Origin of the sequence: Curtobacterium sp. A7_M15 (genome assembly GCF_030705415.1) — a bacterium.
GTDB lineage: Bacteria > Actinomycetota > Actinomycetes > Actinomycetales > Microbacteriaceae > Curtobacterium.
Window position 1 is genome coordinate 53,382 of sequence record NZ_JAUZED010000006.1, and the last position, 14,277, is coordinate 67,658.

The following is a 14,277-nucleotide window of genomic DNA, read 5'->3' on the forward strand; positions in this document are numbered from 1 at the left end:
TCATACGAACGCTCGCTGACGCGCATGCCCCGCGGGGAATGCAGCGCGCCCCCGCCCCGCGTAGGCTCGGCCCGTGACCACGATCCGGACCGGCACCGACCTCGCCGCCGTCGAGGACGTGATCGCCGGCATCACCGCACACGGCGAGCGCTACCTCGCCCGGGTCTTCACCCCGCAGGAGCGCGCCGACGCCGGGGACGATCCGGAACGCCTCGCAGCCCGGTTCGCCGGCAAGGAAGCCGTGTTGAAGCTGCTCCGCCCGGAGCGCTCGGACGCCGTCCCGCTGACCGACGTCGCCGTCGTGCTCGACGCCGCGGGTGCCCCCGTCATCGAGCTGAGCGGTCGTGCGGCCGAACTCGCCGAGGCCGCCGGGTGCACGACGATCGCGGTCTCCCTGTCCCACGAACGGGGACTGGCGATCGCCACCGCGGTCGCGCTCTCCGACCGCTGATCGCGGACCCTGGACCGGTCCCTGTCAAGACCCTCAGGTCCGGCGCGGCACGTGCGGTTTCACGCACCCGCACGGCGGCTTTCCGGGCCGCGGACCTCCCTATGGTGGCCAGCATGCACCAGGACCCGACCTCCGCAGCACCCGCAGTCGCCCTCGTCGCCCCGACGACCGAACAGGCCGTCCGGCGCGCCCTCGCCGACCACGGGCGGCTCGCCGTCGACGCCATGGACGTCGCATCGATCGCCGACCTCTACGCCCTCGGCCTGACCTCGCACGCGACCGTGAACGTCATGCTCGCCGTCGAGAACGAACTCGACGTGGAGTTCCCCGACGCTGCGCTGCACCGATCGACCTTCGCCACCATCGAGTCCATCGCCGCGGCAGCGGAGACGGCGGCGTGATCACCGAGGAGCGTCCGAGCAGCACCGCGACGGCCACCGACCGGTTCGCCGAGCGCACCGCTCTGGTCGTCGACATCGCCGCGCGGTTCGCCGACGAGGTCGACCGCGACGCCCGTCCCCCGCGTGAGGCGATCGCCGCGATGAAGGAGCACGGTCTCCTCGCCGCGGCGGTGCCCGTGGAGCTCGGCGGCGAGGGTGCCACCCTCGCCGAGCTCTCCGTCATCGCGACCGAGCTCGGACGGGCGTGCGCCGCGACCGCCATGGTGTTCGCGATGCACCACGGCCAGGCCATGGCGCTCTGGCGGCACGGCGGCGTGGCGCTCGGCGTCACCGCACTGATCGGTGCCGTCCGTGACGGTGCCCTCGTCGCCTCCTCCACCACCGAGCGCGGCATCGGCGGCGACGCCCGTCGGAGCACCTGCGCCATCGAACCCGACGCCGCCGGGCGCATCCGTCTCCGCAAGGACGCGCCGGTGATCTCGTACGCGACCGAGGCGGACGCCATCCTCGTCACCGCCCGGCGGGACCTCGACGCGCCGGCGTCCGACCAGCGGCTCGTCATCGCGCTGCCCGCCGAGACCACGCTCACGCAGACCTCGACCTGGGACACGCTCGGGCTCCGGGGCACGTGCAGCAACGGTTGGCTGCTCGACACCGAGACGCACGAGGACCGGGTCCTCCGCGACGACTACGCCACGATCTCCGCCCGAACCGTCCTGCCGGTGTCGCACGTGCTCTGGGCGTCGGTGTGGCTCGGCATCGCCGCGGACGCCGCCGACCGGGCCCGCCGAGCCGTCCGCAAGCAGGCCCGGGCGACTGTCGGGCAGACACCGCCCGGGGCCCTGCGGCTCGCCGAACTGCTCGTCGACCTGCAGGCCGTGGCGGACGCGGTCCGGCACGCTGCAGCGCGGTTCGACCAGGTGGCCGACGACCCCGAGGTGCTCGAGTCGACCGCGTACGCGCTGGCCGCGAACGCCCTGAAGATCGGGTCCTCGGAACGGGTCACCGACCTCGTCACCAAGGCCCTGCGGATCGTCGGCATCGCCGGGTTCGCCGCCACCGGGGAGCTCAGCATCGCCCGACACCTCCGAGACGCCCACGGGGCCGCCGTGATGGTGAGCAACGACCGTCTCCTGCAGAACGACGCCGCACTGGCACTCATGACCGGAGCCATCCTGTGACCATCACCGAACCGACCACCGTCCCTTCGGACCTCGATGCCGCCCGCGCCGACCTCCGGGCGCGACTCCTCGGCGACGGGGTCCTCATCGACCTCGGCTCGCCCGGCCTGTACGGCCGGACCGGCGTCTTCGAGCGCGTCTACACGTCCGTCGACGCCGCCGCGGTCCGGAGCCAGCGGGACCTGCACGCCGAGGTCCTGCGCTTCCCCCCGGTGGAGCCCCTCGCGTCGTTCGAGCGCACCGACTACATCGCGTCCTTCCCGGACCTCGCCGCGTCGATCTCCGGCTTCACCGGTGACGACCGCACGCACCGGGCACTGCTCGCCGCCCGCGAGCGCGGTGAGCGCTGGGAGACCTTCCTCGAGCCGGCGGACCTCATGCTCACGCCGGCCGTGTGCCACCCGGTGTACGGCCTCGTCGGGGACACCGTCCCGCAGGAGGGCCGGTTCTTCGACATCGTCGGCGACTCGTTCCGCCGCGAGCCCTCGCTCGACCCGATGCGGCTGCAGGCCTTCCACATGCACGAGTTCGTGCACGTGGGCACACCCGCGTCCGCGAAGGAGCACCGTGACGGCCGGATCCCGGTGATGCGCGCCCTGCTCGAGTCGTTCGGTCTCGAGATCGACGTCGTGCCCGCGAACGACCCGTTCTTCGGACGCGTCGGGCAGATCCTCGCCCGCAACCAGGTCGAGCAGGCGCTCAAGTTCGAGTTCGTCACGCCCGTCTACGGCCCGGACCACGCAGCGACCGCGATCAGCTCGGCGAACCTGCACGAGGACCACTTCGGCACCTCGTTCGGCATCGGCACCGCCGACGGCGCGGTCGCCCACAGCGCCTGCATCGCCTTCGGCCTGGAGCGGATCACGATCGCCCTGTTCGCCGCCCACGGCACCGACCCCGACGCGTGGCCGGCTCCGGTCCGCTCGGCCCTGGCCCTGTGAGCACGCACCACGGCTGGACGGGTCGTCCGGCCCTCCGCGTCGCCGTCCAGCTCCCCGTCGCGGCGCGCGCCGGCATCGTGATCTGTCCGCCGCTCGGGCAGGAGGGCGTGATCGCGTACCGCACCCTCCGCCTGTTGGCGGACCGACTGGAGGCGCGGGGCGTGGCCTCGGTGCGCTACGACCCGTCCGGACGTGGAGACTCCGCCCCCGACGGCGACCCCGACGCGCAGGTCCGGTCCGCTCGTCGCGCCGCCGCGCTGCTGCGCGACGCCGGGGTGGAGCAGATCGCGTTCGTCGGACTGGCGTCCGCGGCCCCGGTCGCCGCCGCTGCCGCGACCGACGGGGACGGACTGGTCCTCTGGGACGCGCCCGCCTCCGGACGGGCCTGGCTCCGCAAGCAGCGAGCACTGGCCACGATCACGGTCGGTACCGACCGCGTCGTCGACGGCGTCGAGAGCCTCGTCGGCCTCGACGTCGACGCGGCCGAGGCATCGGCACTCGCAGCCCTCGCCTACTGCAAGCGCACCGGACCCACCGTCGCGCTCGTCCGTCCGGGCACCCGTGCTCCCGCCGCCCTGGGCGAGGTGCCGACGACCGAGGTCACCGGGAGCGCCGAGCTCCTCGACGGCACGAGCATGGTCGCCCGGATCCCGGGGTCCGCCGTCGACACGGTCGTCGCGTGGACCGATGCCTGGGCGCCGACCGTGGCCGTGCCGATCGTGCCACCGGCGCTCGACGAGGTCCTCGACGTGGACGCCCGAACGTCGGAGCGGATCGTCCGGATGGGTCCGGAGCGGCTGTTCGCGATCGAGACCGTCGCCTCCGGCCAGCAGGAGGACGCCCCGGTCGTCGTGCTGCACAACGGCGCCGCCGAGCACCACGTCGGTGCCGCCGACTACCAGGTCGCCCTCGCACGGACCCTGGCCCGCGACGGCGCCCGCGTGGTCCGGGTCGACCGCAGCGGAACCGGCGAGAGCTCCGCGGTCCACGAGGACGAGCGGTCACCGATGTTCGCGCAGGAGTGGATCGACGACCAGCAGGCCGTGGTCGAGACGCTCGCCGTGGACGCTCGGCGACTCGTGCTCGTCGGCATGTGCGCCGGTGCGTGGCTCGCGGGACGATCGGCGGACTCCGCACCGCGCATGGTCCTCGAGATCAGTCCGAACGACTACCGCCGCCACCCCGCCGCGGTGGGCGCCTACGCCGACGCCCTCCGTGCGATCGACGAGCCGTCGCCGCTGCGCCTGGTGCTCCGCCGCTGGTGGAACGCCGTCGTGCCGGAGTGGCTCCGTGACCGCGTGGCGCGGCGCGACCGGGTCGGCGGGGTCGTCGGACACGTCCGTCCCCTCGTCGAGCACGGCACCGACGTCGTCCTCATCGCTTCGCCCGTGGACGTCGAGCTGTTCGACCGGCTCGGCGGGCAGCGCGCGCTCCGGCGGTGGGGTACCCGGGGCCGGACCGGAAGCGTGGAACTCGTGCAGGTCCCGGACGGCGACCACTCGTTGTTCTCCCCGGTGATGCGGCAGGCCGTGCTCACCGAGGTGCGGTCACGCGTCGCCGCGACGTTCCCGGTGCACGCCTGAGGACGACGACGGTGCGGAGCGGACGAGGTCGAGCGCGCCCGCCACCGCCGTCGGGTGCTCGACGTGGGCGAAGTGACCGCAGTCGTCGAGCAGCACCGTCCGGACGTCGGGCAGCAGGGCACCCAGCGCCGCGAGGTCGGACACCCGGGCGAACACGTCGTCACGCCCGGCGATCGCCGTGACCGGGCACGTCACACAACGCCAGCGGTCCAGGTCGTAGGCGGCCGCGGCTCGGGCTGCACCGGTGAACCCGGCAGGCCGGAGCTCGTCGACGAACGCCTCGAGCACGCTCGGGTCGAGCCGACGCACGTGGGCGAAGACGGGGGCGGCGAGGACGGGCAGCACCCCGATCGCGTGCAGCCCGCGCAACAGCGGCAGTGCGGCCGCGCCGGTGATCGCGAGGCCCGCGCGCAGCAGTGTGAACGCGGGGAGCGTGCGGAGTCCGCGCACCGGGTGCCGTGCGGCCCCCGCCGTCGCCACGGTCGTCCCGGAGACGAGCGCGACGGAGCGTACGCGTCGGGGTGTCACCACGGCCAGGTGCATGCCCACGAACGCGCCCATGGAGTGTCCGACGACGTCGACGTCCGGGACCCCGAGGGCGTCGAGCACCGCGATCAGCACCGCCGCCGCCTGGTCGACGTCGAGCAGTCCGACGGGTGCGGGCGACGCTCCCCAGCCCGGCAGGTCGACGAGCACGAGACCGCGGTCGTCGATGCCGCCCGCCGCGGCGAGCAGCGGGGTCCACGTGGTCCACGACCCGGCGACCCCGTGCAGCAGGAGCACGGCGGCACGACCCGGCCGGTGGTGCACGACGACCGGGCCCACCTCGGTCGGGACGACCGTGCGCCGCAGGCCCCACCGGTCGCCGTCGGCAGTGACGGGGAACGGCGCGTACGACGCTCGGGTGACCACCTGTCCGGGTGGTCGGTCGTCGACGGCGTGCACCGTGCCTCCAGTCCGCGACGCGTCGCGCGTCGCCTCAGGAGGTGTTCGGAACGCTAGCCGACGGGGACTGGTGCCGTGCAGGCGGCCAGTCGGTCGAGTGCTGCCTTGTACTCGGTCACGTCACGGGCGACGCCCGGCTCGGAGATGATCGAGGCCTTGATGCGGCCCTGCACGTCGATGACGAAGGTCGCGCGGGTGGCGAAGCCCTTCTTGTCGAGGAACACGCCGTACTCCTTCGAGACGGCGCCGTGCGGCCAGAAGTCCGCGAGGAGCTCGAAGTCGTAGCCGTTCGACTCGGCGAAGGAGCGGAGGGTCGCCTTCGAGTCGACGGAGATGCCGACGAGCTCGACGCGCTGGTCCTGGAACATCGCGATGTTGTCCTGGAGGGCGCAGAGCTCGTTCGTGCACGTCGACGAGAACGCGAGCGGGAAGAAGACCAGCGCGACCGGGCGGACGCCACGGAAGTCGCTGAGGCGGACGTGCTCCCCGAACTGGTTCGGGAGTTCGAAGTCCGGCGCGAGTGAGCCGATCTCCAGTGCCATCAGTGTGTTGCTTCTTCCTCGGGCGTGGGGTGTGCCCGGTGTCCTCGCGCACGCACGGGTCGCGTGTGCACGATCGGCAATCGTACGCCGACGTCACCCGAATGCAAGCACCTGTCCACCCACACGTCACCATCAGCCTCCGGGTCGGTGCGGGGGCCTAGAGTGGTCGGGGCCCCATCCGGTCGTGACCCGACCAACCGGTGGCCCGCCATGTCCACCACCACGAGAACGAACGAGGTCAAGGGTGACGGTGAACGACCAGGACCCGTACAGCCACGGCAGCAGCGACCAGGATCCGGAGGAGACCGCCGAGTGGCGTGAGTCCCTCGACGGACTGGTGCAGACCCACGGCCACCAGCGTGGCCGCGAGATCATGCTGAGCCTGCTCAAGCGGTCCAAGGAACTGCACCTCGGTGTGCCGATGGTCCCGACCACGGACTACGTGAACACCATCGCGCCGGAGAACGAGCCCGAGTTCCCCGGCGACGAGGAGCTCGAGCGCCGCTACCGCCGGTGGATCCGGTGGAACGCCGCGATCACCGTGCACCGCGCGCAGCGTCCCGGCATCGCGGTCGGCGGCCACATCTCGACCTACGCGTCGAGCGCCGCCATGTACGAGGTCGGCTACAACCACTTCTTCCGTGCGCAGGACCACCCGTCCGGTGGCGACCAGGTCTTCTTCCAGGGGCACGCGTCCCCCGGCATGTACGCCCGCGCGTACATGGAAGGGCGCCTCGGCGAGGACCAGCTCGACGGCTTCCGGCAGGAGAAGTCCCACGCCGGCGGCGGGCTCTCGTCCTACCCGCACCCGCGGCTCATGCCGCACTTCTGGCAGTTCCCGACCGTGTCGATGGGCATCGGCCCGATCAACGCGATCTACCAGGCGCAGCAGGCGAAGTACCTCTCCAACCGCGGCATCAAGGACGCCTCCGACCAGCAGGTCTGGGCGTTCCTCGGCGACGGCGAGATGGACGAGGTCGAGTCGCGCGGACAGCTCCAGGTCGCCGCGAACGACGGCCTGGACAACCTGAACTTCGTGATCAACTGCAACCTGCAGCGTCTCGACGGTCCGGTGCGCGGCAACGGCAAGATCATCCAGGAGCTCGAGGCGTTCTTCCGCGGTGCCGGCTGGAACGTCATCAAGGTCGTCTGGGGCCGCGAGTGGGACGACCTGCTCGCCCGCGACACCGAGGGCGCGCTCCTCAACCTGATGAACCAGACGCCGGACGGCGACTACCAGACGTACAAGGCCGAGAACGGCGCGTACGTCCGCGAGAACTTCTTCGGGCGTGACCCGAAGGCGCTCGAACTGGTCAAGGACTACACGGACGACCAGATCTGGAACCTCAAGCGCGGTGGGCACGACTACCGCAAGGTCTACGCCGCGTTCAAGGCGGCGACCGAGCACAAGGGCCAGCCGACCGTCATCCTCGCGAAGACGGTCAAGGGCTACGGCCTCGGCCCGAGCTTCGAGGGCCGCAACGCGACCCACCAGATGAAGAAGCTCACGCTCGACAACCTCAAGCAGTTCCGCGACGAGATGCGCATCCCGATCACGGACGCCCAGCTCGAGGAGAACCCGTACACGCCGCCGTACTACCACCCCGGCAACGACGACGAGGCGATCCAGTACATGCACGAGCGCCGGCGCGAGCTCGGCGGGTACGTGCCGGAGCGTCGCACCAAGTACACGTCGATCACCCTCCCCGAGGACTCGAAGTACCAGGTCGTCAAGAAGGGTTCCGGCAAGCAGGAGATCGCCACCACCATGGCGTTCGCCCGTCTACTGAAGGACCTGCTCCGCTCCCCCGACTTCGGCGACCGCGTCGTGCCGATCATCCCCGACGAGGCACGCACGTTCGGCATGGACGCGTACTTCCCGACGGCGAAGATCTACAACCCGAACGGCCAGCACTACACGTCGGTCGACCGTGAGCTCCTCCTCGCCTACAAGGAGAGCCCGCAGGGACAGATCATCCACGTCGGCATCAACGAGGCGGGTGCCCTCGCGGCGTTCACCGCGGTCGGCACCTCGTACTCGACGCAGGGCGAGCCGCTCATCCCGGTCTACGTCTTCTACTCGATGTTCGGGTTCCAGCGCACCGGTGACGCCATCTGGGCCGCCGGCGACCAGATGACCCGTGGCTTCATGATCGGCGCCACCGCCGGTCGCACGACGCTCACGGGCGAGGGCCTGCAGCACGCCGACGGACACTCGCTGCTCCTCGCGACGACCAACCCGGCCGTCGTGTCCTACGACCCCGCGTACGGCTACGAGATCGGCCACATCGTCCAGGCCGGTCTCGACCGGATGTACGGCACGAACGAGGACGGCTCGCCGAAGCACGCCGACCCGAACGTCATGTACTACCTGACGGTCTACAACGAGCCGATCGTCCAGCCGGCCGAGCCCGAGGGCGTGGACGTCGAGGGCATCGTCAAGGGCATGTACCTCCTCAACCGGAGCGAGCACGACGGCCCGAAGGCCCAGCTGCTCGCGTCGGGCGTCGCCGTCCCGTGGATCCTCGAGGCGCAGCAGCTCCTCGCCGAGGACTGGGGCGTGTCGGCCGACGTCTGGAGCGTCACGAGCTGGGGCGAGCTGTACCGCGACGGTCTCGACGCGGAGCAGCACGCCTTCCTCAACCCGAACGAGGCACCGCGCACCCCGTACGTGACCGAGCGGCTGCTCGGCACCGAGGGTCCGGTCGTCGCGGTGAGCGACTTCATGCACGCCGTGCAGGAGCAGATCCGTCCGTTCGTCCCGACCGACTACGCCACGCTCGGTGCCGACGGCTTCGGCTTCTCGGACACCCGACCTGCAGCGCGCCGCTTCTTCCACATCGACGGCCCCTCGGTCGTCGTGCGGACGCTGCAGCAGCTCGCGAAGCAGGGCAAGGTCGACGGCGCGCTCGTCCAGCAGGCGATCGACAAGTACCGCCTGCACGACGTGACCGCTGGCACCACGGGCAGCGCGGGCGGCGAGAGCTGATCTGCCGGTGACGACGGTCCGACCGGACTCCGAGAGCCAGGAGAGCGCGCGCGAGCGAGCGCTCTCCTGGCTCCGTCAGGTGTCCGGGGAACTCTCCACGGCCACGATCAAGCGACTCGAGGACACCCTCCCCTGGTACAGCGAGATGCCTCCGGGCCGACGCTCCGCCGTGGGGCTCGTGGCCCAGGCGGGCATCACCTCGTTCATCAGCTGGCTCGAGGGCACCGCGTCGACCCCGTGGATCGCCGCGGCGGACGTCTTCGGCTCCGCGCCGCGGGAACTCCTCCGTTCGGTGAGCCTGCAGCAGACGCTCCAGCTCATCCGGGTCGTGGTCACCGTGGTCGAGGAACGCGCCAAGGACGACGAGATGCTGCAGGAGGCGATCCTCAAGTACTCGCGGGACATCGCCTTCGCCGCCGCCGACGTCTACGCCCGCGCGGCCGAGGCCCGTGGGCTGTGGGACGCCCGTCTCGAGGCCCTCGTGGTCGACTCGATCCTGTCGGGCGAGTACGACGACGAACTCCCGTCGCGCATCGCGGCGCTCGGCTGGCACGGCCACGGCGAGGTCGCGGTCCTGGTCGGCAACGCGCCGAAGCAGCTCGAGGTCGACCAGATCCGGCGCACCGCCCGGCACATGGACGCCGACGTGCTCATCGGCGTGCAGGGCTCCCGCCTCGTCGTGGTGATCGGCCGCGCCACGCCGCGCGACGACGTGCCCGAGGGCGAGGAGCCGGTGTCCTTCACCGCCATCGCCCAGGCGCTCGAAGCCTCGTTCGGCGAGGGACATCTCGTGCTCGGCAACGAGGTCCCCGGTGTGGTGGATGCGTCCACCAGCGCGAAGGGCGCCCTCGCCGGGTTCGCGGTCGCACGGGCCTGGCGCGGCGCCCCGCGTCCGGCGCTGGCCGACGACCTGCTTCCGGAGCGCGCCCTCGCGGGCGACCCCCTGGCCCGCTCCGCGCTCGTGCAGCGGATCTACGTACCGCTCAAGGACCAGTCGACGGAACTGCTCCAGACGCTCTGGTGCTACCTCGACACCGGCCGGTCGCTCGAGGCGACGGCGCGCGAGCTGTTCGTCCACCCGAACACCGTGCGCTACCGGCTCCGCCGCGTCGCCGACATCATCGGATGGGACGCCACGCACGCCCGCGACGCCCTCATCGTGCAGTCGGCGCTCATCCTCGGCGCGATGTCCGAGTCGACCGCCGGACGACGCCGCATGCCGCATCGCCGGTGAGCGCCGCCACATGCCGCATCGTCGCTAGGAAATGCACAATGTCGAGCGGTCATCGCTGTCGGAAGCCCACACGGGCGGGGCGCGCGCAGACAGGCAGGATTGTCCGGTGATCGTCGTCGTCGCGCCCGGACAGGGCTCCCAGACCCCCGGCTTCCTCGCCCCTTGGCTCGAGGACGCCGCCGTCCGTGACCGCGTCGGGGCGTGGTCCGAGGCGATCGGCGTCGACCTCGTCGCCCACGGCACGGAGTCCGACGCCGAGACCATCAAGGACACCGCGCTCGCGCAGCCGCTCATCGTCGCCGCGGGGCTCATCACGGCCGACGCGCTCCTCGCGGACGGTCGCCGCGCCCTCGTGGGCGGGGTCGCCGGACACTCGGTCGGCGAGTTCACCGCCGCCGGCGTCGCGGGCGTCCTCGCCCCGACCGACGCCCTCACCCTCGTCGCCGAGCGCGGCCGGGCGATGGCCGATGCCGCTGCGCTCGAGCCGACCTCGATGGCCGCCGTCCTCGGTGGGGACGCCGAGGAAGTCGCCGCAGCGCTCGAGGCGAACGGCCTCGTCCCCGCGAACCACAACGGCGGCGGTCAGACGGTCGTCGCCGGCCCGGCCGCCGCGATCGCAGCCCTGGCAGCCGACCCGCCCGCCAAGGCACGGGTGGTCCCCCTCGCCGTGGCCGGTGCGTTCCACACCCGGTACATGGCGCCCGCCGTCGAGCGCGTCGCCCCGGTCGCCGCCGCAGCGACCGTGCACGACCCGTCGCTGCCGATCTGGACGAACGCCGACGGTTCCCGCGTGGAGGACGGCCGTCGCTTCGTCGACCTCATGGTCCAGCAGATCCAGAGCCCCGTGCACTGGGACGCCGTGATGGAGTCCTTCGCGGCCGCCGGTGTCACGGGCATCATCGAACTCGCACCCGCCGGTGCCCTCGTCGGCCTGGCGAAGCGCGCTCTGCGTGGAACGCCGACCGTCGCGATCAAGACCCCCGACGACCTGCCCGCAGCGATCGACCTGCTGCAGAGCGCGGGCCAGGAAGCAGACGCAACCGCATGACCGACGCCCCCATCCCGACCACCGCGACCGAGGGGACGGAGCCGACCCGCGCCTCCCGTCCGCTGCTGCAGCAGCGTCGCGGCCACGAGTTCACCCGCATCCTCGCCTTCGGTGCCGCGCGCGGTGAGAACGCCGTGCCGAACGACGACCTCGTCGGGCCGATCGACTCCTCCGACGAGTGGATCCGGCAGCGCACCGGGATCATCACGCGCATGCGCGCCGGCAAGGACGTCGAGGCGGTCGACCTCGCCGAGACCGCAGCGCTCGACGCCATCGCGAAGGCGGGCCTGACCCCGGACCAGATCGGTGTCGTGCTCGTGAGCACCGTGACCCACACCGTCGCCACGCCGTCCATGGCATCGCTCCTCGCCGAGCGCATCGGTGCCGCCCCCGCTGCCGCGTACGACATCAGCGCCGCGTGCGCCGGCTACGCGTACGGCATCGCCCAGGCGGACTCGTTCGTGAAGTCGGGCATCGCCGACCACGTGCTGGTCGTCGGGGCCGAGAAGCTCAGCGACATCGTCGACCCGACGGACCGCTCGATCTCGTTCCTGCTCGGCGACGGCGCCGGAGCGGCGATCGTCGGTCCGAGCGACTTCCCCGGGATCGCGCCGACGATCTGGGGTTCGGACGGGTCCAAGTGGGACGCGATCGGCATGACCTCGACCTACAACGAGTGGGAAGCGGGTGCCGCGCGGCCGACGATACGGCAGGCCGGTCAGACCGTGTTCCGCTGGGCCGTCTGGGAGATGGTCAAGGTCGCGCGCGAGGCGCTCGAGTCCGCCGGTGTCCAGCCGTCCGACCTCGCCGCCTTCGTGCCGCACCAGGCCAACATCCGCATCATCGACGAGTTCGCCAAGCAGCTCGGCCTGCCCGAGTCCGTCGTGATCGCCCGCGACATCACCACCACCGGCAACACCTCGGCGGCGAGCATCCCGCTCGCCACGCACCGCCTGCTCGATGAGCACCCCGACCTGTCCGGCGGTCTCGCCCTGCAGATCGGGTTCGGCGCCGGACTCGTGTTCGGCGCGCAGGTGGTCGTCCTCCCCTAGTCCATCCCGGTCGTGCACCCGCACGACTACCCCGACGAGCCTCCGGGCACGTGACCACTGCGTGCCCTAGGCTGGTCCACGGTCAAACGACACCCCCTCAAGGAGAATCCCCATGGCCCTGTCCAACGAAGAAGTCCTCGCCGGCCTGGCCGAGCTGATCAACGACGAGACCGGCATCGCGACCGACACCGTCGCGGCCGACAAGTCGTTCACCGACGACCTCGACATCGACTCGATCTCGATGATGACCATCGTCGTCAACGCCGAAGAGAAGTTCGACGTCAAGATCCCCGACGAAGAGGTCAAGAACCTCAAGACCGTCGGCGACGCCGTCGACTACATCGTCAAGGCCCAGGCCTGACGCGAGCTTCCTGAGCGCCGCGGCCCCGGCGGACCGACCGCGGGCCGCGGCGCTCATCTCGTCCACCACCGGACCGACGCCGTCGGTCCACCCCGGTCCGGCGTTCGTCGGGCCGCCCCGGTCCGGCGTTCGTCGGGCCGCCCCGGTCCGGCGTTCGTCGGGCCGCCCCGGCTCCGTCCGGTGCCGCCACGAGCGGTCGGACGTCCTCACGAAAGAACACGTCGTTCCATGACCAACAAGACCGTCGTCGTCACCGGGATCGGTGCGATCACGCCCCTCGCCGCGACCGCCCCGGAGACGTGGGACGCGCTGCTCGCCGGCACGTCCGGCATCACCGCCATCGAGGACCCGCGCTACGCCGAGCTCGAGCTCCCCGTCGAGTTCGCCGGCCAGGCGCGTCGCTTCCTCACCGACCAGCTCACCCGCCCCGAGTCGAAGCGCCTCGACCCCTCGTCGCAGCTGTCGCTCGTCGCCGCGCGCGAGGCATGGGCCGACGCCGGCATCGACGCCGAGACCGTCGTCCCCGAGCGACTCATCGTCGACTGGGCCACCGGCATCGGCGGCGTCAACACGCTGCTCGACGCGTGGGACACCCTGCGCGAGAAGGGCCCCCGCCGCGTCCTGCCGATGACGGTCCCGATGCTCATGGCGAACGGCCCGGCCGCCGCCATCGAGATGGAGTTCGGTGCCCGCGGCGGCGCCCGTACCTACCTCTCCGCGTGCGCGTCCTCGACCGAGTCGCTCGCCGAGGCCTACCGCCACGTCGCCACGGGCGAGGCCGACATCGTCATCACCGGTGGCGCCGAGGCCGCCCTGCACCCGCTGCCCCTCGCGGCGTTCGCGTCGATGCAGGCGCTCTCCCGCCGCAACGACTCCCCCCAGACCGCGTCGCGTCCCTACGACGTCACGCGCGACGGCTTCGTGCTCGCGGACGGCGCTGCGGCGCTCATCCTCGAGACGAAGGAGCACGCCGAGGCCCGCGGCGCGAAGATCTACGCCGAGGTCGCCGGTGCCGGCATCACCTCGGACGCGTTCCACATCACCGCGCCCGACCCCGAGGGCAGCGCCGCCGCCCGCGCCGTCCTGCAGGCACTCGAGCACGCCGGCGCCGCGCGCGAGGACGTCGTCCACGTCAACGCGCACGCCACCTCGACCCCGGTGGGCGACGTCGCCGAGTACCACGCCATGCGCCGGGTCTTCGGGGACCACCTCGACAACGTCGTGGTGTCCGCCACGAAGGCCTCGACCGGTCACCTCCTCGGCGGTGCCGGTGCGATCGAGGCCGCGTTCACGGCCCTCGCGCTGCACAACCGCGTCGCGCCGCCGACGATCAACCTCACGCAGCAGGACCCCGAGATCGTGATGGACGTCGCCACGGCGCCGCGCGAGCTCCCGCAGGGCGACCTGCTCGCGGTCAGCAACTCGTTCGGGTTCGGCGGGCACAACGCCGTGGTCGCGTTCCGGAGCGTCTGAGTCCGGACGGTCCGGTCCGTCCGTCGGATCCAGTTCGTCCGTCGGCCCTGGAGGCCCGCCCCGCGTCGTCGGGGCG

The 14,277-nt window shown here is 71.9% G+C and carries 13 protein-coding genes; 11 read left to right on the forward strand and 2 right to left on the reverse strand.

The annotated features are described in order from the left end of the window. Window positions 1-73: 73 nt before the first annotated feature. The 5 genes from Q7F20_RS02445 (at window position 74) to Q7F20_RS02465 (ending at window position 4,557) form a co-directional block, all read left to right on the forward strand. Window positions 74-451, forward strand: a complete 378-nt coding sequence (locus tag Q7F20_RS02445) for a holo-ACP synthase (RefSeq protein WP_305738523.1) — start codon at window positions 74-76, stop codon at window positions 449-451. 113 nt (window positions 452-564) lie between these two features. Further along, window positions 565-852 (forward strand): acyl carrier protein, encoded by a 288-nt coding sequence (locus Q7F20_RS02450; RefSeq protein ID WP_305738524.1) that lies wholly within the window; start codon window positions 565-567, stop codon window positions 850-852. After that, window positions 849-2,033 (forward strand): acyl-CoA dehydrogenase family protein, encoded by a 1,185-nt coding sequence (locus Q7F20_RS02455; protein WP_305738525.1) that lies wholly within the window; start codon window positions 849-851, stop codon window positions 2,031-2,033. Before Q7F20_RS02450 ends, Q7F20_RS02455 begins: the two co-directional genes overlap by 4 nt. Continuing rightward, the gene (locus tag Q7F20_RS02460; RefSeq protein WP_305738526.1) at window positions 2,030-2,974 is read left to right on the forward strand and encodes an amino acid--[acyl-carrier-protein] ligase; all 945 of its coding nucleotides are present in this window, start codon (window positions 2,030-2,032) and stop codon (window positions 2,972-2,974) included. Before Q7F20_RS02455 ends, Q7F20_RS02460 begins: the two co-directional genes overlap by 4 nt. Then, window positions 2,971-4,557 carry an alpha/beta fold hydrolase gene (locus Q7F20_RS02465; RefSeq protein ID WP_305738527.1) on the forward strand — a complete coding sequence of 529 codons (1,587 nt, stop codon included), beginning with the start codon at window positions 2,971-2,973 and terminating at the stop codon, window positions 4,555-4,557. The genes Q7F20_RS02460 and Q7F20_RS02465 overlap by 4 nt, the downstream gene beginning before the upstream one ends. Here the strand turns inward: Q7F20_RS02465 and Q7F20_RS02470 are convergent. Both Q7F20_RS02470 and Q7F20_RS02475 read right to left on the reverse strand, forming a co-directional pair. Continuing rightward, window positions 4,522-5,502, reverse strand: coding sequence for an alpha/beta fold hydrolase (locus Q7F20_RS02470; RefSeq protein ID WP_305738528.1), 981 nt, complete (start codon window positions 5,500-5,502; stop codon window positions 4,522-4,524). The two genes, Q7F20_RS02465 and Q7F20_RS02470, sit on opposite strands and share 36 nt — an antisense overlap. Before the next feature lie 53 nt (window positions 5,503-5,555). Continuing rightward, window positions 5,556-6,044 (reverse strand): peroxiredoxin, encoded by a 489-nt coding sequence (locus Q7F20_RS02475; RefSeq protein WP_305738529.1) that lies wholly within the window; start codon window positions 6,042-6,044, stop codon window positions 5,556-5,558. A 244-nt stretch (window positions 6,045-6,288) separates the two neighbouring features. On the opposite strand from Q7F20_RS02475, the gene aceE reads away from it, so the two are divergent. The 6 genes from aceE to Q7F20_RS02505 all read left to right on the forward strand — a co-directional run bounded on the left by aceE (window position 6,289) and on the right by Q7F20_RS02505 (window position 14,201). Next, the gene (aceE, locus tag Q7F20_RS02480; RefSeq protein ID WP_305738530.1) at window positions 6,289-9,033 is read left to right on the forward strand and encodes a pyruvate dehydrogenase (acetyl-transferring), homodimeric type; all 2,745 of its coding nucleotides are present in this window, start codon (window positions 6,289-6,291) and stop codon (window positions 9,031-9,033) included. A gap of 7 nt (window positions 9,034-9,040) precedes the next feature. Continuing rightward, window positions 9,041-10,267 carry a CdaR family transcriptional regulator gene (locus Q7F20_RS02485; RefSeq protein WP_305738531.1) on the forward strand — a complete coding sequence of 409 codons (1,227 nt, stop codon included), beginning with the start codon at window positions 9,041-9,043 and terminating at the stop codon, window positions 10,265-10,267. Window positions 10,268-10,373: 106 nt separating this feature from the next. Continuing rightward, complete coding sequence (locus Q7F20_RS02490) at window positions 10,374-11,315, forward strand: ACP S-malonyltransferase (RefSeq protein ID WP_305738532.1); 942 nt, start codon at window positions 10,374-10,376, stop codon at window positions 11,313-11,315. Further along, entirely contained in the window at window positions 11,312-12,367 is a 1,056-nt protein-coding gene (locus Q7F20_RS02495; RefSeq protein ID WP_305738533.1) for a beta-ketoacyl-ACP synthase III, read from the forward strand. Before Q7F20_RS02490 ends, Q7F20_RS02495 begins: the two co-directional genes overlap by 4 nt. 112 nt (window positions 12,368-12,479) lie before the next feature. After that, window positions 12,480-12,728, forward strand: a complete 249-nt coding sequence (locus Q7F20_RS02500; protein WP_022903951.1) for an acyl carrier protein — start codon at window positions 12,480-12,482, stop codon at window positions 12,726-12,728. A gap of 228 nt (window positions 12,729-12,956) precedes the next feature. Continuing rightward, a complete protein-coding gene (locus Q7F20_RS02505) occupies window positions 12,957-14,201 on the forward strand; it encodes a beta-ketoacyl synthase (protein WP_305738534.1) in 1,245 nt (414 codons plus the stop codon). The last annotated feature ends 76 nt before the right edge of the window (window positions 14,202-14,277 follow it).